The following is a 19,560-nucleotide window of genomic DNA, read 5'->3' as shown; positions in this document are numbered from 1 at the left end:
CTCCATGCACTCGGATGTCGCGTGCCGATGACGGCAGCGACACATCAGGGCTCGGGCCCGTGCGCTCCGGCGACGGACTGCCCGTGCGCACAACGGCACGGACACGCCGGATTGCACGGACGCTCGCGGGAATCATCGTCTCCACGCGCTCGTCTCGTTTCTCGCCACGTCCGCCCCTGTGCGAATCGTGGCTGCTGGTTTCAGTCGATGGCCGGTCGACTATCGCTCTATCTGTAATCCTTCTTTCAGCCTAGCTCTTTCGTCACGTACGACACAAGCGTATTTTTATGACAACGAAACCTTCACGACGATCATGCGAAGCCGATCACGTTTCGCCGGTCGTGGGCCGCCCGCGCTCGTCGTCACCATCGAGTTCGGCGACCCGCGTGATCGTCGTCGCGGTGACACCGACAACGAGACGCCGGCCCTCGGCTTCGACGATCAGCAGGCGTTCGCGCGGACCCACGGCGAGGATCTGGCGGATGCGCATCGGCCCGTCGCTCGAAGTGAGTCCGTAACGTCGGCGCACCAGCACGAGCGCGCCGAACATCGCCGCAACGACGAGCACGAGCGGCACCAGCATTGACAGCAGCGTACCGCCGACCGACGGAACCTCTTCCGCAAATGCTTGCATCGGAAAGCATCCACCCACGATCACTGTGACAGGGACGTGAAGAATTCGATAAACAGATCTCTGCGATTGCATGTGTGCCCCTCGTTTGTGTATTCCTAAGAAAAGCACAGCGCGCAGCAAGACCGCCAGCAAACGACGATCCACCGACGCGAAGGCTCCAGCGGCATGGCGACCTCGACGGATATCCGACCCAAGCGTGCCACGCCGGCTCGCCGCACGGCGAGCAGTCAAGCGAGCACCGATGCCGCACTCATCGATGCCTTGCCGGTCGCGTGTGCGCTGTTTCGTGACCGCGATGGCGTGCTGGTTGCGGCCAATGCGGCGTTCAAGGCGGCGTTCGCGCCCACCGATGGTTTCACGCGTGACGACTTCGATGCGCAGTTCACCAGTGCCGTCGCCACATCGGCAACCACGCGCGAAGCCTTGCACATGCCGAGCGGACGCTGGTTCGAACTGGCCCGCGGCGAATGGCGTGGTCGGCAGGTCGTCCATTCGGTGTTGACCGTGCTCGACATCAGCGAGCGCCAGCGCACCCTCAGTGAGCACAAGCAGCGTCATGAGAAGCTGCTGTTCACCTCGCGCACGATGTCGGTCGGCGAAATGGCGACGACACTCGCCCACGAACTCAACCAGCCGCTTGCCGCGATCGTCAACTACGTCGGCGTCGGCCTGCGCCTGCTCGACAAGGGCGAGAGCGCGCGCGAACGCCTCGCCGAAGCGCTTGGCTATGCACGCGACCAGGCCGAGCACGCCAGCCAGGTCATCGCCCGCCTGCGCGAGTTCGTGCGCGCGCGTGAGCCGCGTCGCGAACCGCAGGCACCGGCGCACCTGGTTGACAACGTGCTGCGCCTGCTCGCCCTCGAGGCGGAGAAACATCGCGTGCGCATCGAGGTCGATGCCGCCGCCGATCTGCCCGATGTGCACGTCGATCGGGTCATGCTCGAACAGGTGCTGCTCAACCTCATCAAGAACGGCATCGAATCGATGCGCGAGGCAGCGCCGTCGCGGCGCCAGCTCGCAATACGCGTCGATCGCAACTTCGACGACCAGGTCGAATTCCGCGTAGCAGATCGCGGATGCGGGATGTCCGACACGGAAGCAGCGCGCCTGTTCACGCCATTCTTCACCACCAAGAGCGACGGCATGGGCATCGGCCTGGCGATCTGCCGGTCGATCGTCGAATACCACCACGGCCGGCTCTACTTCGAGCGCAATCCAGATGGCGGCAGCGTGTTCGTGTTCACCCTGCCCCCCGGAAACGACTGAGGGTTTCGCACATGCGTCCTATCGTGCATCTCGTCGACGACAACGAATCATTCCGCCGCTCGACTGCGTGGTTGCTCGAAACGGCCGAGTTCACCGTGCGTGACTATCCTGGCGGCCACGAGTTGTTGACTGCACTCGCGCGCACGCGCGACACAAACTGCCCTGCCTGCATCGTCAGCGACATCCGCATGCCGGGCATGAGTGGCATCGAGCTGCACGACGAACTGCTGCGCCGCGAATGCACGTTGCCGCTGGTCTTCATCACCGCCCACGGCGACATCCCGCTGGCGGTCGAAGCCATGCGCAAGGGCGCGCTCGATTTCATCGAAAAGCCGTTCGACGAAGCCACGCTCGTGAACGCCGTCCGACTGGCGCTGGCACACCGGCCGGTCGCGCGCAGCTCGCGTGAAGCAGCGGAACGCGTGGCCACTCTGACCCCGCGCGAGCGCCAGGTCATGCAACTCGTCGTTGCCGGCAAGCTCAACAAGGTCGTGGCCGATGAACTTGGCATCAGCATCAAGACCGTCGAACTGCACCGCGCCAACATGATGAGCAAGCTCGGCGTGCACAACCTGCCCGACCTCGTCCGGCTCGCATTGGAGGCCGCATGAAGCGCCAGCGCATGGAGTCAAGATCGGCGGTCGCGCCCGCCCCGCTCCGGCAGCGCCTCGCCCGCCTGTCGGCCGAGGCAAGCGAGATCCTCTGCGCGCTGCACGTGCAGCATCGACGTTGGGCCTTCGACGACGGCGACCCGTTCTGGTTCGAGGCGACGGTTGCGCCGCGGCGCGTCTGCGCGCAGCGCGTCGCCATCGTCGTCGACGGTCGTGCTGGCGAACTTGCCCTGCACCACGCGCAGCCGAGCACATCGATCGGCGAACTGCATTGGAGTGACTATGCCGGTACCGCGCGCCTGACCGCCTGGACACTCAGCCACCGGCGCGCGATGACCTGCCTCGCGCGCGTGTTCCGCGGCATCGTGCTGCCCCAGGCCCTGCTCGATGACGATGCCGAGGAAGCCGCCGGATTGGTCACGCTCGGGTTCCGTCTCGGTCGCGGCGAGGAAACCAGCGACGAAGGCGTGCTGCGGGTGGCTCCGGCGATCGCACGACGCCTGCTCGCACACGCCGGCACCGGCAGCTGCGCGCGATCGCCGGTGGCGCTGGCGAGCCTGCCGGTACGCGTGCGCATCGGCCTGGCCGGCCCCACCCTGGCCGCATCCGACCTGCGCGGCCTCGAAGCCGGCGACGTGATCGTGCTCGGGACACGCACGCAGGCTCTCTCTCGCCTCGACGTGCGCATCGTCGGCGACGGCCACGTCGGCGCCTGGCAAGCAAGCTGGCAGCCTGGTCACGTGCGTATCGATACTCCCCTTGATCCTTCCATCGATTCCCTGCGGAGCCCGACAATGACCGACAGCGACGATCCCGTGCCCGCCGCCGCGGAGGACGCCGGCGCGCCCGCCGACCCGCTCGCCCAGCTGCCGGTACGCATCGACTTCACGATCGGCGAACTCGAACTGCCCCTGGCCAAGCTGAGTCAGCTCGAACCCGGTTACGTGTTTACCCTCACCAGCAACCTCGACGACGCGCGCATCGGCATTCGCGCCAACGGTCGTCGCGTGGGCAGCGGCCGCCTCGTCGCGATCGGCGAAACGCTCGGCGTGCAACTGGAGGGCTGGGAGTCCGATGGACTTCAGTAGCTTCAGCCCTGCCCTCGTCATCGTCACCGTCGTCGGCCTGGCGATGGCGCCGTTCGTTGCGGTCATGGTCACGTCGTTCACCAAGATCGTGGTCGTGTTGAGCCTGCTGCGCAATGCGCTCGGGTTGCAGCAGGTACCGCCAAACGTCGTCATCAACGGCCTCGCCATCATCCTCTCTGCCTACGTGATGAACCCGGTGATGCTCAGCACGCATGACGCGATCACCACGAAAATGCAACAGCATCCGGAAGCGCCGATGAACGTCGAGCGCATGCTCGAGCTGGTCGAGGCGGGCAAGGAGCCATTGCGCGAGTTCCTCGTGCGTCACTCGACCGAGAAGGAGCGCGCCTTCTTCCTCAACGGTGCGCAACGCCTGCTACCGGAGGAACGCCGCGCCAGCGTGAGTGCAACGGACTACATCGTCATCGTGCCGGCCTACACCGTGAGTGAACTGACTGCGGCGTTCCAGATCGGCTTCCTGATATTCCTGCCGTTCCTCATCATCGATCTCGTGGTCTCCAACATCCTGCTTGCGATGGGCATGATGATGCTGTCGCCAACCACGGTATCGCTGCCGTTCAAGCTGCTGCTGTTCGTCTTCCTCGACGGCTGGGCCAAGCTCGTGCACGGCCTGATCGCCACCTACACCTGAGAGCGTCAGCATGGGCTTCGACATCATCAGGCTGACCCAGGACGCGCTCTGGCTGGTGCTGGTGCTGTCGGCGCCGCCGATCATCGCCGCGTCAATCATCGGGTTGCTGGTCGCCTTCCTGCAGGCTGCCACGCAACTGCAGGAGCAGACCTTCAGCTACACGGTGAAGTTCGTCGTCATCGTCATCGTGTTGTTTGTCACCACTTCGATGATTGGCGGCACGCTCTTTCATTTCTCCGACCGCATCTTCACCGACTTCCCCGACATGGCCCGACACTGATGCCGTTCGAGGATCTCGGCAACAACGTGCTCGGCATCGCCCTGACCGTGCCGCGCATCACCGCAGCCTTCCTCGCCCTGCCGCTGCTGTCGAGCAGCAGCATGCCGCCACTTGTGCGCAACAGTTTCTTCGTCAGCCTCGCCATCGTCGTCTTCCCGATCGCCGCGGCGGCTTCGCCGTACGCGCAGATGGGCGATGGCCACTGGTCCGTGGTGATCGTCAAGGAGATCTTCATCGGCCTCGCCATCGGCTTTGCCTTCGGCATCGTGTTCTGGGCGATCGGTGCGGCCGGCAACATGATCGACGCCAAGGTTGGCACCACGATCGCCAGCGTGGTCGATCCGCTCGCCGGCCACCAGACATCGCTGACCGGAGCATTCCTGACCCAGTTCGCCGGTTGGCTGTTCATGGCCAGTGGCGCGTTCATGGTGTTCCTCGACTTGCTGCTGACCAGCTATCAGGTCTGGCCGGTGAGCGATTTCCTGCCCAGGCTCGACGCGACCGGCGGCGCCTACTTCATCGGCCAGTTCAGCACGATGATGACCATGGCCCTGCTCATCGCTGCGCCTGCATTGGTCATCATGGCGCTGGTCGACGTCGGCTTCGGTCTCATCAACCGCTACGCGCAGCAGCTCAACGTGTTCCAGCTGGCGCTGCCGATCAAGGCCTGGATCGCCACCTGGATCGTCCTGCTCATGCTTGGCGTGCTCGTGCAGGTCACCCTGCAGAACCTCGTCGCCAACAAGACCCTGCTCGGCGTGCTGCGCGGCATTTTCGGATAGGGGATGTTCTGATCAATCCCGCGACGGCGAAGGCAGGCTGGCCGTCTGTCGAGCCGGCGCAACGCCGAGCTGCGCTCGCACGGGACGGCTCCATGGGGCAGGCAGCCAGGGAGTTCCTGATTCTGCCACTCGTGGCCGAGGCCGTCCCCACGAAATCAATCCATTGCGGGAGCGGTTTCAGCTGCAGCAGGGTCGGGGCCTAACGCCCCTCGCGCTGCGCACGCACGCTCTCGGCCCAGCGCAGCACTTCGGCGACGGCCTGGAAGAACTCGCCGGTGATGTAGTCGTCGATCTCGATCTTCTCGTTGAGACCGCGCGCAAGCGGAACGTTCTGCATGATCGGCACACCGGCCTCCTCCGCGGCGGCGCGGATCATCGCTGCCTCGTGGTCCTCGCCCTTGGCGACCACGACCGGCAGGTCGGTCTCGCCGGGTTCGTACAGCAAGGCGACGGCGACGTGGGTCGGGTTGGTCACGACGACGCTCGACTTGCGCACCGAATGCAGCATGTTCTGCTGTGCCCATTCCTGATGCAGCTGGCGGCGCCGGCCTTTGATGTGCGGATCACCTTCGCTCTCCTTCGATTCCTGGCGGATGTCGCGCCGGCTCATGCGCAGGCGCTTGATGAACGAATGCCGTTGCCAGAACGCATCGAGTGCCGAGACGAAGAAGAACACGAACACCGTCCACGCACACATGCGCAACAAGCCTTGCCAGTGCGCGCTGGCGATATCGCCGACCTGGCCAAGCGGTAGGGCGATGTAGTCAGCCAGCAGAGACCACAGCACGACCACGAAGATGCCCACCATCGCGCTGGTCTTGAGGATCGACTTCAGCAGTTCGACGAGATTGTCCTTGGAGAACATCTTCTTGATGCCCTCGGTCGGATTGAGCCGCGAGATGTCCGGTTTGACCCGCTTGGGCGCGAACACCGTGCCGACCTGGATGTAGTCGGTGAACAGGCCGACCGCCGCGACCACGAACATCACCGGCACGGTCAACAGGATGAGCACGATACCGCCCTGCTCGATGGCCTGGCTCAGGGCGACCGGGCCCGGCCGCGTCATCGCCTCGAACATGCCGCCGAACAGGCCAGCCAGGGTGCGGTAATAGGCCGGCGTGAGCAGCCCGATGGCGAGCAGCCAGGCCAGCACGATCACGGTACTGCTGAGCTCGGTGCTCTTGTGGACGTCACCGTCCTTGCGTGCGTCGCGCAGGCGCTTGGTGGTCGGCTTCTCGGTACGGTCGCCGCTGTCGTTCTTCTGGCCGCTCATGGAGTTCTAGGATGCCTGCCGCGCGCGGGTTTGTGCCAGTATCGGCGCAACTCGGCGCGGACGACGCAAGGGTTAACCCCAGGTGTCACCCGTCGGTCACGACGATAGGATGCGCATGCGGTCATGTGCGCTCCTGATGCGGGACTGCGGAAAAGGCCATGAAGATTCCTTCGGACAACATCGGATCGACCCTGCTGAAGCCGCTCGACGCGGAATCGCTGGGTGCGCTCGAGCAGGGCCGGCTTGGTCTCGGCCCGCTCGCCGATGGCGGTGCACTGGCACCAGCCGAGGCAACTCCCGCCGAAGCCCTCGCTCCGACCCGCGACCCCGGCGAGACCTTGCTCGGCAGCGACGTCTGGAACGGTGCCGCCGACGGTGCGCGCCGCCTCGATCTCATGCCCGGCGCGGTGTCCGCGGCCGGCGGTTCGGCCGCACTCGATCAGGCCGTCGACACGATCCTCGCCGGCCTGCGCTGAGGCCTGCGCATGAGTGCCGCCGGTGCGCATCCCGTCGTCGCTTCGGCCGGGCGCTTGGCCGGTGCGCTGGTGTTCAACGCCGATCCCGATTTCCGTCTCGCCCTGCTCAAGCGCGTCGCGCGCCGGCTTGGCGAAGTCGAGGGCTATCCAACCTTCCTCAAGCTGCTGGTGACGATCGCCGAAAGCCATGAGCCGGGCGCACAGCGCGCGCTCGCCGCTACCCTGGCCATCGGCCTGCGCCGCAACGACCTGCCGAGCGGTCAGCTCACGGCCTGGGGCGCGAGCCGTCTGTGGCAGGCCGGCACGCCGATCAGCGGCGCGTTGGCCGGACAGATGTTCGGTTCGTCGGCACCGCAGCGCGCGTTCGGTCCGATCGAGTATCTGATCGTCTGGCATGCACAGGGCACGCAACGGACTCGGCTCGGCGCGGACGTCTGCGTGCAGGCGCTGACCCGCCTGATCGAGCTGGTCAATGCCGACGAGGAGGCGCGTACCCTGTACCCGCTCAAGCTCGAGGCCGACACACAAACCGAGCTCGAGGGCATCTACATGCGTGGCACGCGCGAGCGCCTCGCCGTCCTCGCCGCGAACTGGAAGGCGAACCGTGCGCCGCACGAGATCGCCGCTGCGGCGGTCGCCGCCGGAGGCGAGCCGCGTCAGGTGCCACGCGGCTGGGTTGTACGCGATCTTTGATTCCAGGTGCGTCATGCATGGGTCGCGCAAGGGATGTCCTGATCAATCCCGCAACGGCGTCACCGTCCTGTGTGGGCGCAGATCAAGGCGCGACGGCGAAGGCAGACAGGCCGCCTGTCGAGCCGGCGCAACGCCGAGCTGCGCCCGCACAGGACAGAGGACCGCGACAGCCAAGCCCGAAGCCCGCAGCACCGGCCGCGTGCGTGCGCAACGCCGTTGTGCCTCTGGCGCGACCGGCGCATGCCCTGCCGCGGGGTCTCAGCCGCGCCGCATGCCTTGCGGCGTCAACTGTGTCTTGCGCAGATTGATCGCCTGGCGGTTGAGCATGTTGCGTTGTGCGGATTCGGCCATCTGCTTGAGTTCACTGCGACGCCCGGCCGCGCGCGCGGCATCGCGCGCCTCGAGGGCCAGCACGGTTTCGTGAATGAGTGCCTCGCCGACGAGCTGGCGCTTGCGTGGATCGACCGCTTCGGCACGCCCCGGCAACGAGCTTGCGAGCTGGCGGCTCAGCGCGCGTGCGATGTCGGCGGAGGGAAAGGCCGCGTCGTGGACGATGCTCCACATACCGATGATCTGCGCGGCGAGCACGTCAGGCAGTTCACGACGGTCGAGCCCAAGCGGAGCGAACCGTCGTTCGAAGTCCGCAGCGACATCGCGCGCGGCGAGTTCCGCTTCGGCCTGCTCTCGACCGACGCCGCCGCGCGCGACCAGCGAATCGACGAGTTCGCGACGCACCTCGGCCGACAGCGCCGGATCGTCGCCGATCGGCCATGCGGTTGTCGGCGCAGGGGCGGGCTGTGCATTCATGGCGTCTCCAGGTGGTTCGCTGTGGATGGACTGGCAGCGCGCGCGCTCCAGGCTTCGCGCTCAAGCACGAAGGCGAGCGCCTCGCGCCCGAAATGTTCGGTCGTGCCGGCGTCGGCGAACCCAAGTCGGCGGAAGATCAGTGGCACGGCTGCATTGCGCGGGTGACAGAAACCCCGCAGGCGTACCAGGCCGAGCCGGGTGAAGGCGTGGTCGCGCAGGGCACGTGCGCCCTCGAGAGAATACAACCGGCCGAACGATGCCGGCATCAGACGTGCGCCGAGTTCGATCTCATGCTCGTTGCCGACCACTGGCATCAACGAGAACAGGCCGACGAAACCGTCGGGCGCACTCGCATGCCAAACGCCGAGACCCGGCGTGTCGGCATAGACATGGTTGGCCTGAGCGATGAAGCCAATCGTCTCGAGAAAGCTGATCGGCACCTGTTCGAGCAGGTGTTCACGAACACGCGGCTCGGCATGCAGGGCGCTGATGTCCTCGGCATCGCGCAGGCACAGTCCGCGCAGGACCAAGCGGCGCGTGCGCAGCAGGACCGCACCGGCATAGTCCCGCCGCGGTTCACGCCGGCGCGGCGCAGGCATCGTGGTGGACCGTTCGGCAGCCATGGTGTTCATCCGCGCGGCACCAGGCCCTCGTCGGTCAGGACCATGCCACGCAGGTCGACATCCTGCCGTGCCATGGTCGCCTGCGCCGAGTCGGCCAGGCTGGCCAGCTGCGCGACAGCCCGCTCAGCCTGCGCCTGCTCGCGGACCTTGATGAGGGTGACGGTCTGGTACATGAGCGCCTCGGCGATGCGTTGGCGCTGGTCGGCGTGCGGCGTGGCCGCACCGCTCGAGGCCATTTGCCGCTGCACCTGCGCCTGCACGCCGCGCACCTGGCGCACGTCCGGCAACGCCGCGTCGTTGGCGGTCATCCACATGACCACCAGGTGCGCCGCGGCGATGTCGGCGAGGTCATCGCTGCGCAAGCCGTACGGACGAATCGCAATCTCGAACTGCGAACGTACCGGATTGCGTGCATAGAAGTTGTCGAGCTCGCTGGCGACTCTGGGGTTGGTCGAGCGGGCGATTGCGGCGATGTAGTCATGCCGGACCGCCGAGGAGACCTCCGGCGCAAAGCTCACACGGAAATCGTCGCGCGGATAGCTCGGGGGCACCGATCCGTGTGCTGTCTTGCGCTGCGCGGCAACACCGCGTTTGCCGGACACGCGATCGCGATAGGACTTCGAAAAAGTCTGGCCATAGATCAGCGACTGCGCGTAGTCGGGCACCGGCGTGGCCATGTGGGCGCCGTCGATCATCTGCGCCTGCGCGCGGACGGCGCACAGCCCAAGCATGAGGGCACTCAGGAAAGCGGTGACGACTGATTTCGCCATGACATCCTCCTCCAGGCCATCTGGCGATGTGGCCGTGCGCCGGATCTGCTTGCGACGGCGCGGCGCCGAGACTGCGGGAAGTGCGGTTGCCGAAACGTGACCGATCCGTAAAAACGCGGTTCACTCCCGACGAAAACGAGAACGGGCCGACGAACGGCCCGTTCCCGCGTATCCGTGGAACGACCGCTTACTGCTTGCGGCCCACCGCGGTCATCGCTTCGCCGATCGTCTTGATGGCGGTCGTCGTCGCGTTCATCAGCATGCTGAACTGCTGCGAGATCGTCTGGAACTCGACCATCGTGCTCGGGTCTTCCTTGTCGATGTTGTCGACCGCTTCCTGCAGCTCGTCGGCGAGCTGGTCACACTGCTTGCCGAGCGCCTCGGCCATGGCGCGCAGCCAGCCCGCGCCGCCGCCAGCCGTGCCGCCACGCTGCGTGGTCTTGCCCGAGCACTGGCCCGAACCTTCCTCTTCCTTCTCGATGGCTTCGCGCGCCAGTGCCTGGGTGAACAGGTCGCGGACCTCGTTCCTGAAGTCCTCGAGCGAGCGCTGCATCGAAGAAATGTCGGACTGCGAACCGCCCATCGAGCGGCCGAGATCCTCGATGAACTGGTTGGCGTCCTGGATCGCCCCGCCGACATCGCCCATGCCGGCCTTGAAACCCGCGCTGATGAGGTCCTTGAACGCCTGGTCGACCGGGAGCTGGTCGATGACCTGGTCGACCACCGAGGAAAGCAGCTGACCGGCGAGCTGACCGACCATGGCGCCGATGGGGCCGCCGAAGATGCCGCCGACGATCGAGCCGATGCTGCTGAGGAAATTGCCGCCGCCACCGATAGACATGATCCACCTCCGAGTTTTGGTTTCAGTTGGCTTTGATCAGCAACATCGGATGGTGTTCCAACGCTGCCAGTGGCGGCGATCTTGCGCGCCGCGCACGGCGATGTAAGCCGGGACTTTCCCGAGCTAGGGTTTACCCTTGACCGCCGGACCGAACGCCGCTGCAGGCGGTGCCCGGCCATCGACGCAGGCAGCCCGCAGGCGTTCGGCCTGCCAGCGCGCGGGATCGGCTTCGCCTTCGCAGCGACTGACGCGAATGGCTTCGACGAAGCCGCCAAAACGCGCGTCGTCGCAGGCGTCAACGCGTGCCGCATCGAACCCTGCGCGTTCAACCAGGGCAGTACTGGCGACCTCGACGACAGCGAGGCGCAGCGACGACTGCCCCATGCCGTAGCTTTCCGCAAGCACCACCAGTGCGTCGTTGCCACCCGTACCAAGGCCAGGCAACGCCCCCCCCAGGCGTTGCCCGAGTCCGGTCTCGAAGACACGCACCGGCTTGCCGCCGGCAACGATCACCAGCGCGGCGCGGATCGGATCGACTGGCGTCGCCGCCGGGTCGATCGCCTGCACGAGAAACGCCGTTTCGCGCGCGCCGGCCGCAGTGAAAGCCCCGTCGACGCCTGCACCGACGGCGACTTCGGTGTCGAGGCTGCCGAAGGCCGCCTGCACGAGCGTGCCGCGCAGCGTCGCGGACAGCACTGCCTCGGCAAAGACCGGCGCCACACGCATGTCGATCACGACCTCCGCATCCACGCAGGCGGTTGCGCACAGGGTCGGCTGGCAGGCCAGACCGAGGCATGCACACGCGAGGATCCGCTGGACCGGCCACTTCATCGTCAGGTTCCGCAGCAGGGAATGGCGAGTCTTCCGCGAATGCCCAGCCACGCGCAAGCCACCACGCGCACGTGCCCATGCGCCTTGCTCGATCGCGGCGACCGCGTCGGTTGCCACGTCAGCGCCCCAGACGGCTCGCCTGCAGGACTTTCCTCACGTGCACACCCGTGACACCACGGATACGATCCCGGCTTCCATCCGGGGAGAATCGTCCATGTCGATCCGTCCGCTCGCGCTCGCCGTCGCCGCCAGCCTGCTCCTGCCGTCCTTCGCCGGCGCTGCCGAAAAGAAGAAGGAGGAACCGCCGAAGTGGGACGTGCAGACCGCGCATGGGGCGCAGGCCAAGACCGTCCGCTTCAGCGTCGACGAGGGCACCTGGATGGATCTTGACGTCAGCCCGGATGGCAAGACCATCGCCTTCAGCCTGCTCGGCGACCTTTATGTGTTGCCAATCGCCGGCGGCACTGCCAAGCGCGTGACCCGCGGCGCAGCCTGGGACGTGCAGCCGCGATTTTCCCCCGATGGCCGCGAGCTCGCCTTCACCTCGGACCGCAGCGGCGGCAACAACCTGTGGCGCGTGAAGATCGACGGCAGCGACGCCGTGCAGGTCACCAAGGAGGACTTCCGCCTGCTCAACAACCCGGCGTGGACGCCGGATGGCCAGTACCTCGTCGGCCGCAAGCACTTCACCGGCCAGCGCTCGCTCGGCGCCGGCGAGCTGTGGATGTACCACCGCTCGGGCGGCACCGGACTGCAATTGACCAAGCAGAAGAACGACCAGCAGGATCTCGGCGAGCCGGCGGTCAGCCCTGACGGGCGTCACGTCTACTACTCGGAGGACGTCAGCCCCGGCCCGTTCTTCCAGTACAACAAGGATCCGCACGGCACGATCTACGCGATCAAGCGCCTCGACCGCGAAACCGGCGACATCGAGACCGTCGTCGCCACGCCCGGTGGCGCGGTACGCCCGCAGCCATCGCCGGACGGCAGATCGCTGGCCTTCGTCAAGCGCGTGCGCGAGAAAAGCGTCCTGCACGTGCAGGATCTCGACAGCGGCGAGGTGCGCCCGCTGTGGGACGGCCTCTCGCACGACATGCAGGAAGCCTGGGCGGTCTTCGGTCCGTACGCTAATTACGCGTGGACGCCCGACTCGAAGGCCATCGTGATCTGGGCGCAGGGCAAGCTCTGGCGTGTCGATGCCGCCAGCGGCACGCCGGCCGCGATCGCGTTCAAGGCCGAGGTCGAGCAGAGCCTCGCCCAGCCGCTGCATTTCGAGCAGACCATCGAGCGGGGCAGCTTCCAGCCGAAGATGATCCGCGACGTCGCCACCAGCCCGGATGGGCGCACATTGGTCTTCCATGCACTCGGCCATCTCTGGCTCAAGTCGCTGCCCAACGGCGTGCCGAAACGCCTCACCAGCGACGCAGCGAACTTCGAATACCAGCCCGCGTTCAGTGCCGACGGCCGCAAGCTGCTCTACACGACCTGGTCGGATGCCGCGCAGGGCGCGATCGTCGAACGCGAGCTCGGCAGTGGCCAGACGCGCACGCTGACCACCAAGCCCGGCTTCTACTACGCACCGAAGTATTCGCGCGACGGCACCCGCATCGTTTATGCGAAAACCGCCGGCACCTCGCTGACCGGCAACCTCAATTCCGGCGAAGCCGGCATCTACGTCATGCCGGCGAGCGGCGGCGAAGCCCGACGCGTGGCGAAATCCGGTGCCGATCCGCAGTTCTCGACCGACGGCCGACGCGTGCTGTTCCTCACCGGCGGCGGCCTCAAGAAGAAGCTGCAAAGCATCGCCATCGACGGCAGCGAGCCGCGCGACGTGTTCGACCTCAAGTACGTCGACTTCGTCAGCGTCAGCCCCGATGGCAAGTGGGTGGCCTTCACCGAACTGTTCAATGCGTATGTCGCACCGATGCCGCAAACCGGCGCCAGCATCGAACTGTCGAAGGACACCAAGGCGATCCCGGTCACCGCGATCAGCAGGGACGTCGGCTCCTACCTGCACTGGTCGAATGATTCCTCGACACTGCACTGGATGGTCGGCCGCGAGTACCACTCGCGCGACCTCAAGGACAGCTTCGCCTTCGTGCCCGGCGCGCCGAAGGAACTGCCGAAACCCGGCACCGACAAGGGCATTGACGTCGGCCTGAGCGCGAAGGTCGACACGCCGACCGGCATGTTCGCCTTCACCGGCGCGCGCCTGGTCACGATGGGCGATGCCGAATCGAGGCAGGAGGTCATCGAGGACGGCGTGCTCGTCGTGGACGGCGACACGATCAAGGCGATCGGCAAGTCCGGCAGCGTGGCTATCCCGGCCAACGCGACCGTCATCGACGTCACCGGCAAGACCATCGTGCCCGGCTACATCGACGTGCACGCCCACGTGAACCACTTCAACGGCGGCGTCGTGCCGCAGCAGAACTGGGCCTACTACACCAACCTCGCCTTCGGCATCACCACCACGCACGATCCGTCGGCGACCACCGAGACCGTGTTCTCGCAGGCCGAACTGGTCAGGAGTGGCGCCATGGTCGGCCCGCGCATCTTCTCGACCGGCACGATCCTGTACGGCGCCGACGGCGACTTCAAGGCGGTGGTCAACTCGATCGACGACGCGCGTGCGCACCTGCGCCGCATGAAGGCCCACGGCGCCTTCAGCGTAAAGAGCTACAACCAGCCGCGCCGCGACCAGCACCAGCAGATCAACCAGGCCGCGCGCGAACTCGGCATGCTCGTCGTCGAGGAAGGCGGCTCGACCTTCAACCACAACATGCCGATGGTGCTCGACGGCGTGACCAGCGTCGAACACAACATCCCGGTCGCGCCGCTCTACGCCGACGTCATCAATCTATGGAAGGAGACCAAGGTGTTCAACACGCCGACCTTGGTCGTCAGCTACGGCGGCCTCAGCGGCGAGTACTGGTGGTACGCGCGTGACAACGTCTGGGAAGACAAGAAACTCAACCGCTTCTTCCCACGCGAAACGCTCGATGCGCGCTCGGTGCGCCGCGAAACCGCGCCGGACTGGGACTACCACCACATCGAAGTGGCCAAGGCCGCGAAGAAGCTGCGCGACGCCGGCGTGAAGATCACTGTCGGCGGCCACGGCCAGCTGCAGGGGTTGTCGGCGAACTGGGAGATCTGGTCGCTGACCCAGGGCGGGTTCAGCAACTGGGAGGCGCTGCGCGCGGCGACGATCGACGGCGCCGACCTGATCGGCCTGTCGCGGCAACTCGGTTCGCTCGAAGTCGGCAAGCGCGCCGACTTCGTGGTGCTCAACACGAATCCGCTGGAAAACATCCGTGCCACCATCGACACGCGCTACGTGGCCGTCAACGGCCGCGTCTTCGATGTCGAGGCCGACATGGCTGAAGTCGGTGGCCTTGGGCGCAAGGCCCCCGAGTTCTATTGGCAGCGCCACCGCGACGGCCGCACCTATGGCCTCGAATACGGTCCGACCGCACCCTGCCATTGCCCGAAGTCGGGGACCATGCACGTGCATTGAGGAAACACCACGCATCACCTACGCACAAGAACCGTGGGAAACGGCTTCGGCCGTGATGCCCTGTCTGTACAACCTCCCGTAGAACGAGTATCACGCCTGAAGGCGTTTCCTACGGTTCACCCACCGCAAGCCGCGATACCCCCGCGGCTTGCGCGGCCGCGCCGGATCGCCGATCGTGCGGGCCATCGGCCTTCCACGGGGGATTTCCATGCCGCGCCTGTTCCGTCGCCTCGCCGGCGTCCTGCTTGCGCTCGCCGTGCTCTACCTGGTCGCCGGCAACCTGTTCCTCAACACGCCGCTCGGATCGTGGGCGATCAACCGCAAGCCGGAGCGGTTTCAGCTCGAGTGGTCGCGCGGCTTCACCGCCTGGCCCGGCCATGTCGTGTTGTGGAACGTCGAGCTGAAAGGCCATGTGCGCCATGTGCAATGGTCGGCTCAGGCGAAGCGCGCAAAAGGCCGCATCACGATCCTGCCGCTGTTCTCGCGCGAGTTGCGCCTGCCCTGGGTGGAGGCGGACGAGGTCAGCGCAACGATCGATCGCGTTGACGAGGAAATGACGCCACCGCCGGCACGCGAAGGCGGCTGGCTGATGCGCTTCGAGCGCATCTTCACCACGTCGCCGCGCCACCTGCGCGCCGGCGCCTTTGACATCGACCTGCGCGGCCAGGCGAGCTTTGCCTTCACCAAGCAGCTGCGCGGCGGACCACTCGAAGTGCTGCCCTCGACCGCGGCACTCACCGACCTGCGCGTCGCCGCCGGAAAACACGTGCTGCTGCGCGAGGGCACGCTCGATGCGCGCTTCGCGATCGCGCGCCATCGCCGCGAGGAAGCACCCGGCCTCGCCCGGCTAGGCCTGGCCGATGGCGAACTTCGCCTCGGCGGACGCACGCCGAGCCTGTCCGCCGATCTCGGCGCCGGCGGGCAGTGGCATGGTGTGATCGTCGATGACGGTGCCGGCGGCCGGCTCGACGCGAACCTCGCGTTCGCGCGCGGCGCGCTCGCCCCGCAAGGCGCCATCGACCTGCGCCTGCCACTGCACGCAACCCGCGGCGCTGCGCAGCTCGACGACGAAGCCGTGCTGCACCTCGGCGTGGTCGAGGAAGGGCTCGACGTGAACCTGCGCCTGCCGCCGCCACCCGGCGACAGCGGTGAGGTGCGCGGGCAGATGCGCGTCACCGAACGCGACCTGCGTGAACTCGTCGCCCCCGCGAACCTGCTGGCGAAGACCTCCGGCACGCTCGACATCGACTGGCACTTCGCCTCGCTCGAGTGGCTCACGCCCTTGCTGGTCAAGGCCCCATGGCTGCAACTCGAAGGCGCCGGCCGCGTCGACGCGGCGCTGAAGATCGCCAACGGCCGGCTCGAACCGGGCTCGCACGCACGCGTGCCCGAGGTCGAGCTCGTCGCGGTGGTCGGCGGCTACCGCTTCGGTGGTCGCGCGCACGCCAATGGCACCTTGACGAAGGGCACGGATGACCAGCGTGCCAGCGTCACCCTCGAACTCGACCGTTACGATATCGCCGATGCCGACCAGCCCAGCGTGAGACTCGTGCACGGCAAGGGCCTGCGCATCGACCTCGATGCCGGCGGCGACCTGCGCGACTTCCGCGAGTCGGCGAAGACCCGCCTTCGCTTCGCCGACGCCCACGTGCCCGACCTGCGTCCGCTCAATGCCTGGCTGCCTGGCGATGCGCTCGACATCGCCTCCGGCAATGCGCAGGTCGGCAGCGATCTCGAACTCGACTCCGAAGGCCGCATCACGCGCGGCCGCATCACCCTCGCCGCGCGAAAAATGCGCGCACGGTTCGGCGCGGCCACGCTCGGCGGCGACTTCGACCTCGACGCCCGCATCGGCGGCAGCGATCTCAAGAGTCGCCATTTCGACCTCGACGGCAGCAAGCTCACGCTGCGCAACCTCAGCCTGCCCGACGACGAGCGCGCCGCCGGGCGGACCTGGTGGGCCGAGATCGTTGCCGAGCGTGCGCGCATCGAGGCGTCCCGGCCGTTCAGGCTCGACGCGGAAGCGCGCATCGGCCTGCAGGACATCGGCCTGCTGCTTGCCCTGTACACCCGCCACCGCGACTACCCGGCCTGGGTGCTCGGCCTGCTCGATGCCGGTCGCGTCGACGCCAGGGGCGCGGTGCGCATCGACGGCCGGCGCCTGCTGCTCGACCGCGTAGCGGCCAACAACAATCGCTTCGACGTGAAGGCACGCCTGCACGTCGACCGTGCGAACCCGCGCGGCGACCTGCTGCTCGGCTGGCGCAAGCTCGCCCTCGGCCTCGAACTCGACGGCAAACGCCGCGAGTTCCACCTGCGCCGCGCACGCGAGTGGTTCGCCGACCGCCCCGCATTGATCCCCGCCCGCTGAATCCGCCACATGCTGCGCCGCGGCGTGGCATTCCGTAACGAATCATTAATATCGCGCCGTCGAGCGAATCGACTCGTGGGGAGGGAGAACCCGCCGTGGCAGCAATGCCCGGCGGGTTTTTTTGTGGCCTTGCCTTCGCTTCGGCAGGAGCCCGTTCACGGGCGATGTTTTTCCACACGATCACCCACAGGAAGCATCGCCCGCAAACGGGCTCCCACGAAGCGCTCCTCAATCCCGCCCCAACGCAGCCTCCAGCCGGTCCGCCAGGCGCACCGCCGCCAGGCGCAGGCGGCGCTCGGCGAGCGGACGCATCCGCGCCAGATAGGCCTCGCGGAGCTTGCGCGAACGTGGATAGAGGCCGTCGTCGCGACTGATGCGACAGGATTCCTCGGCCCAGTCGCGCGGCGTTCCAGCGGCGCGCAGGTCGGGGCGTGGCTGGATCGCATCGGCATAGGCACGCCAGCCGAGCCGGCGACTGCGCAAAACCTGGGTGTCCCAGATCGCATGCAGGTTGGTGCCCTTGCCGTCGAATTGCAGTTGGTGGTCGTTGCCGCCACGATCACTGCGGTAGCCGGCATGCAGCGGCTGGTGCACGTCGCCGACGAAATGGACGAGGAAACGCAGTGCTTCGGCACGCTCGGCATCCGGTCGTTTGCGGTCGGCGAGTACCGCCGTGTAGTGGTCGATGCCGGCGACGATGCATTGGCCACCTGGGCAGTCACGTGCCGCATCGTAGCGACAGCGCGCATCGGCGAAATTGATGAAGTGGAGCTTCGTGGTCGCCCGCGCCAGTTCGCGCTGCTGCGGATCCTTGCGCACATCGTCGGCCCAGCCGGCCACGTCGGCCATCGACTGTGCACCACTGACGGCGAGCAATGCGCGCACCTGCGCATCGACACCCGGCGACAGACGCGCCTCGGCCATTGCCGCGACGATGCGATGTCCGGCTTCCGACCAGGCCATGGCAGTGCCCGCCTGCACGGCGAACACGACAAGGGCGGCACGTGCAAGGCCCAGCAGGCAGGCCATGGTTTCAGCAGTCATCACGCAGGGGAATCCTCAGATATCGTGTGCCGTTCGCCGCGGCCGGCGGCAGGCGACCGCCGCGCAGGTTGACCTGCAAGGCCGGCCACAGCAGCTTCGGCACCGCCAGGCCCGCATCACGCGTCGTGCGCAGTTTGACGAACTCCGCTTCGCTGGTGTCGGCGCGCACATGGATGTTGGTGGCCATCTGTGCGCCGATCGTGGTCTCGGCGAGCGGCGCTTCGCCCGCCGCCGGATAGTCGTGGGCGAGGAACACGCGCGTCGTCGGCGCCAGCGCATACAGGCGCTGGATAGAGGCATGCAAACATGCTGCATCGCCGCCCGGGAAATCGCAGCGCGCACTGCCTGCGCGCGGTGCGAACAACGTGTCGCCGACGAACACGGCATCGCCGACCAGATAGCTCACCCCATCCGGGGTATGTCCCGGCGTGGCCAATGCATGCGCGACGAGGTCGCCAATCTGGAAGCGCTCGCCGTCGGCGAAACGCGCATCGAAGGACGCATCGTCGAACTCGACATCGAATACGCGCGAGAAGTGCGCCTGCACGCGGGCGATGCCGGCTCCAATGCCGAGGCGCGGCCGCGGCACGATCGCCTGCTGCATCCACGCCGCGGCGGTCAGGTGGTCGGCATGCGCATGCGTCTCGAGGATCCAGTCGACCACGAGTCCAGCCGTGCCCACGTATTCGAGAACGCGCCGCGCACTGGCTGGGTGCACGCGACCGCTGGCCGCATCAAAGTCGAGCACCGGATCGACCACCGCGGCGCGGCGGGTCGCCGGATCGACCATGACGTGCGTCCAGCTGCCACTCTCGGCGTGGTGAAAACTGCGCACCACCGGGTTCATCGCAACTCCTGGGCCGGCAACCGGCACGGCGGGTCAATGTAGGGACAGTCGGAGCGGCGGCACAAGGGCCAGGCCATGATGCGGCGGCGGCCCGCGGATCAACGACCGAACTTCGCCGCGGAAACGCGGTCGCGACCCGGCTCTGGTCTGCAAC

19 protein-coding genes are annotated in these 19,560 nt (G+C 66.9%); 10 read left to right on the top strand and 9 right to left on the bottom strand.

Annotated features, from left to right (window positions below):
- Window positions 1-325: 325 nt before the first annotated feature.
- Window positions 326-634: a FliO/MopB family protein gene (locus tag KF907_RS05455; protein WP_291218882.1), complete on the bottom strand. Its 309-nt coding sequence runs from the start codon at window positions 632-634 to the stop codon at window positions 326-328.
- A 165-nt stretch (window positions 635-799) separates the two neighbouring features.
- Between KF907_RS05455 and KF907_RS05450 the strand changes: the two genes are divergently transcribed.
- From KF907_RS05450 to sctT, 6 genes are read left to right on the top strand one after another with little or no spacing between them, the layout of a single operon-like run.
- Window positions 800-1,900 carry a sensor histidine kinase gene (locus KF907_RS05450; protein WP_291218881.1) on the top strand — a complete coding sequence of 367 codons (1,101 nt, stop codon included), beginning with the start codon at window positions 800-802 and terminating at the stop codon, window positions 1,898-1,900.
- Between the two features lie 11 nt (window positions 1,901-1,911).
- Window positions 1,912-2,511, top strand: coding sequence for a response regulator transcription factor (locus KF907_RS05445; protein WP_291218880.1), 600 nt, complete (start codon window positions 1,912-1,914; stop codon window positions 2,509-2,511).
- An 11-nt stretch (window positions 2,512-2,522) separates the two neighbouring features.
- Window positions 2,523-3,599 (top strand): type III secretion system cytoplasmic ring protein SctQ, encoded by a 1,077-nt coding sequence (gene sctQ / locus KF907_RS05440; RefSeq protein WP_291218879.1) that lies wholly within the window; start codon window positions 2,523-2,525, stop codon window positions 3,597-3,599.
- A complete protein-coding gene (sctR, locus tag KF907_RS05435; RefSeq protein WP_291218878.1) occupies window positions 3,586-4,251 on the top strand; it encodes a type III secretion system export apparatus subunit SctR in 666 nt (221 codons plus the stop codon). Before sctQ ends, sctR begins: the two co-directional genes overlap by 14 nt.
- A 10-nt stretch (window positions 4,252-4,261) precedes the next feature.
- Window positions 4,262-4,531: a type III secretion system export apparatus subunit SctS gene (gene sctS, locus KF907_RS05430; protein WP_291218876.1), complete on the top strand. Its 270-nt coding sequence runs from the start codon at window positions 4,262-4,264 to the stop codon at window positions 4,529-4,531.
- Window positions 4,531-5,313, top strand: coding sequence for a type III secretion system export apparatus subunit SctT (gene sctT / locus KF907_RS05425; RefSeq protein ID WP_291218874.1), 783 nt, complete (start codon window positions 4,531-4,533; stop codon window positions 5,311-5,313). Before sctS ends, sctT begins: the two co-directional genes overlap by 1 nt.
- Before the next feature lie 199 nt (window positions 5,314-5,512).
- On the opposite strand, the gene sctU is transcribed toward sctT, so the two are convergent.
- Window positions 5,513-6,586, bottom strand: a complete 1,074-nt coding sequence (sctU, locus tag KF907_RS05420) for a type III secretion system export apparatus subunit SctU (protein ID WP_291218872.1) — start codon at window positions 6,584-6,586, stop codon at window positions 5,513-5,515.
- Window positions 6,587-6,744: 158 nt separating this feature from the next.
- Here sctU and KF907_RS05415 point away from each other — a divergent pair, with 158 nt between their 5' ends.
- Window positions 6,745-7,062: a hypothetical protein gene (locus KF907_RS05415; RefSeq protein ID WP_291218870.1), complete on the top strand. Its 318-nt coding sequence runs from the start codon at window positions 6,745-6,747 to the stop codon at window positions 7,060-7,062.
- 9 nt (window positions 7,063-7,071) lie between these two features.
- Entirely contained in the window at window positions 7,072-7,755 is a 684-nt protein-coding gene (locus KF907_RS05410) for a hypothetical protein (RefSeq protein WP_291218869.1), read from the top strand.
- Window positions 7,756-8,013: 258 nt separating this feature from the next.
- On the opposite strand, the gene KF907_RS05405 is transcribed toward KF907_RS05410, so the two are convergent.
- The 5 genes from KF907_RS05405 to KF907_RS05385 all read right to left on the bottom strand — a co-directional run bounded on the left by KF907_RS05405 (window position 8,014) and on the right by KF907_RS05385 (window position 11,627).
- Window positions 8,014-8,562 carry a hypothetical protein gene (locus KF907_RS05405; protein WP_291218867.1) on the bottom strand — a complete coding sequence of 183 codons (549 nt, stop codon included), beginning with the start codon at window positions 8,560-8,562 and terminating at the stop codon, window positions 8,014-8,016.
- Window positions 8,559-9,185 (bottom strand): GNAT family N-acetyltransferase, encoded by a 627-nt coding sequence (locus KF907_RS05400; protein ID WP_291218866.1) that lies wholly within the window; start codon window positions 9,183-9,185, stop codon window positions 8,559-8,561. Before KF907_RS05400 ends, KF907_RS05405 begins: the two co-directional genes overlap by 4 nt.
- A gap of 5 nt (window positions 9,186-9,190) precedes the next feature.
- Entirely contained in the window at window positions 9,191-9,955 is a 765-nt protein-coding gene (locus tag KF907_RS05395; protein ID WP_291218865.1) for a hypothetical protein, read from the bottom strand.
- Between the two features lie 187 nt (window positions 9,956-10,142).
- Entirely contained in the window at window positions 10,143-10,796 is a 654-nt protein-coding gene (locus tag KF907_RS05390; protein ID WP_291218863.1) for an EscF/YscF/HrpA family type III secretion system needle major subunit, read from the bottom strand.
- 123 nt (window positions 10,797-10,919) lie between these two features.
- Window positions 10,920-11,627: a hypothetical protein gene (locus KF907_RS05385; protein ID WP_291218861.1), complete on the bottom strand. Its 708-nt coding sequence runs from the start codon at window positions 11,625-11,627 to the stop codon at window positions 10,920-10,922.
- A 214-nt stretch (window positions 11,628-11,841) separates the two neighbouring features.
- On the opposite strand from KF907_RS05385, the gene KF907_RS05380 reads away from it, so the two are divergent.
- Entirely contained in the window at window positions 11,842-15,144 is a 3,303-nt protein-coding gene (locus KF907_RS05380; RefSeq protein WP_291218859.1) for an amidohydrolase family protein, read from the top strand.
- A 208-nt stretch (window positions 15,145-15,352) separates the two neighbouring features.
- A complete protein-coding gene (locus KF907_RS05375) occupies window positions 15,353-17,515 on the top strand; it encodes a hypothetical protein (RefSeq protein WP_291218858.1) in 2,163 nt (720 codons plus the stop codon).
- A 228-nt stretch (window positions 17,516-17,743) separates the two neighbouring features.
- Here KF907_RS05375 and KF907_RS05370 read toward each other — a convergent pair whose 3' ends face one another.
- Both KF907_RS05370 and KF907_RS05365 read right to left on the bottom strand, forming a co-directional pair.
- Window positions 17,744-18,559 (bottom strand): S1/P1 nuclease, encoded by an 816-nt coding sequence (locus tag KF907_RS05370; RefSeq protein WP_291218857.1) that lies wholly within the window; start codon window positions 18,557-18,559, stop codon window positions 17,744-17,746.
- Window positions 18,549-19,406: an MBL fold metallo-hydrolase gene (locus KF907_RS05365; RefSeq protein ID WP_291218856.1), complete on the bottom strand. Its 858-nt coding sequence runs from the start codon at window positions 19,404-19,406 to the stop codon at window positions 18,549-18,551. The genes KF907_RS05370 and KF907_RS05365 overlap by 11 nt, the downstream gene beginning before the upstream one ends.
- Between the last annotated feature and the right edge of the window lie 154 nt (window positions 19,407-19,560).

This window comes from Dokdonella sp. (genome assembly GCF_019634775.1).
In the GTDB taxonomy this organism is placed as follows: Bacteria; Pseudomonadota; Gammaproteobacteria; order Xanthomonadales; family Rhodanobacteraceae; genus Dokdonella.
The sequence above is the reverse complement of the archived record's forward strand: the minus strand, read 5'-3'. Positions and strand labels throughout refer to the sequence as shown.

Bases quoted from the DNA above. Each gene is read 5' to 3' on its own strand.
- KF907_RS05455 (WP_291218882.1), bottom strand. From the start codon at position 634: ATGCAAGCATTTGCGGAAGAGGTTCCGTCGGTCGGCGGTACGCTGCTG.
- KF907_RS05450 (WP_291218881.1), top strand. From the start codon at position 800: ATGGCGACCTCGACGGATATCCGACCCAAGCGTGCCACGCCGGCTCGC.
- KF907_RS05445 (WP_291218880.1), top strand. From the start codon at position 1,912: ATGCGTCCTATCGTGCATCTCGTCGACGACAACGAATCATTCCGCCGC.
- sctQ (WP_291218879.1), top strand. From the start codon at position 2,523: ATGGAGTCAAGATCGGCGGTCGCGCCCGCCCCGCTCCGGCAGCGCCTC.
- sctR (WP_291218878.1), top strand. From the start codon at position 3,586: ATGGACTTCAGTAGCTTCAGCCCTGCCCTCGTCATCGTCACCGTCGTC.
- sctS (WP_291218876.1), top strand. From the start codon at position 4,262: ATGGGCTTCGACATCATCAGGCTGACCCAGGACGCGCTCTGGCTGGTG.
- sctT (WP_291218874.1), top strand. From the start codon at position 4,531: ATGCCGTTCGAGGATCTCGGCAACAACGTGCTCGGCATCGCCCTGACC.
- sctU (WP_291218872.1), bottom strand. From the start codon at position 6,586: ATGAGCGGCCAGAAGAACGACAGCGGCGACCGTACCGAGAAGCCGACC.
- KF907_RS05415 (WP_291218870.1), top strand. From the start codon at position 6,745: ATGAAGATTCCTTCGGACAACATCGGATCGACCCTGCTGAAGCCGCTC.
- KF907_RS05410 (WP_291218869.1), top strand. From the start codon at position 7,072: ATGAGTGCCGCCGGTGCGCATCCCGTCGTCGCTTCGGCCGGGCGCTTG.
- KF907_RS05405 (WP_291218867.1), bottom strand. From the start codon at position 8,562: ATGAATGCACAGCCCGCCCCTGCGCCGACAACCGCATGGCCGATCGGC.
- KF907_RS05400 (WP_291218866.1), bottom strand. From the start codon at position 9,185: ATGGCTGCCGAACGGTCCACCACGATGCCTGCGCCGCGCCGGCGTGAA.
- KF907_RS05395 (WP_291218865.1), bottom strand. From the start codon at position 9,955: ATGGCGAAATCAGTCGTCACCGCTTTCCTGAGTGCCCTCATGCTTGGG.
- KF907_RS05390 (WP_291218863.1), bottom strand. From the start codon at position 10,796: ATGTCTATCGGTGGCGGCGGCAATTTCCTCAGCAGCATCGGCTCGATC.
- KF907_RS05385 (WP_291218861.1), bottom strand. From the start codon at position 11,627: ATGAAGTGGCCGGTCCAGCGGATCCTCGCGTGTGCATGCCTCGGTCTG.
- KF907_RS05380 (WP_291218859.1), top strand. From the start codon at position 11,842: ATGTCGATCCGTCCGCTCGCGCTCGCCGTCGCCGCCAGCCTGCTCCTG.
- KF907_RS05375 (WP_291218858.1), top strand. From the start codon at position 15,353: ATGCCGCGCCTGTTCCGTCGCCTCGCCGGCGTCCTGCTTGCGCTCGCC.
- KF907_RS05370 (WP_291218857.1), bottom strand. From the start codon at position 18,559: ATGACTGCTGAAACCATGGCCTGCCTGCTGGGCCTTGCACGTGCCGCC.
- KF907_RS05365 (WP_291218856.1), bottom strand. From the start codon at position 19,406: ATGAACCCGGTGGTGCGCAGTTTTCACCACGCCGAGAGTGGCAGCTGG.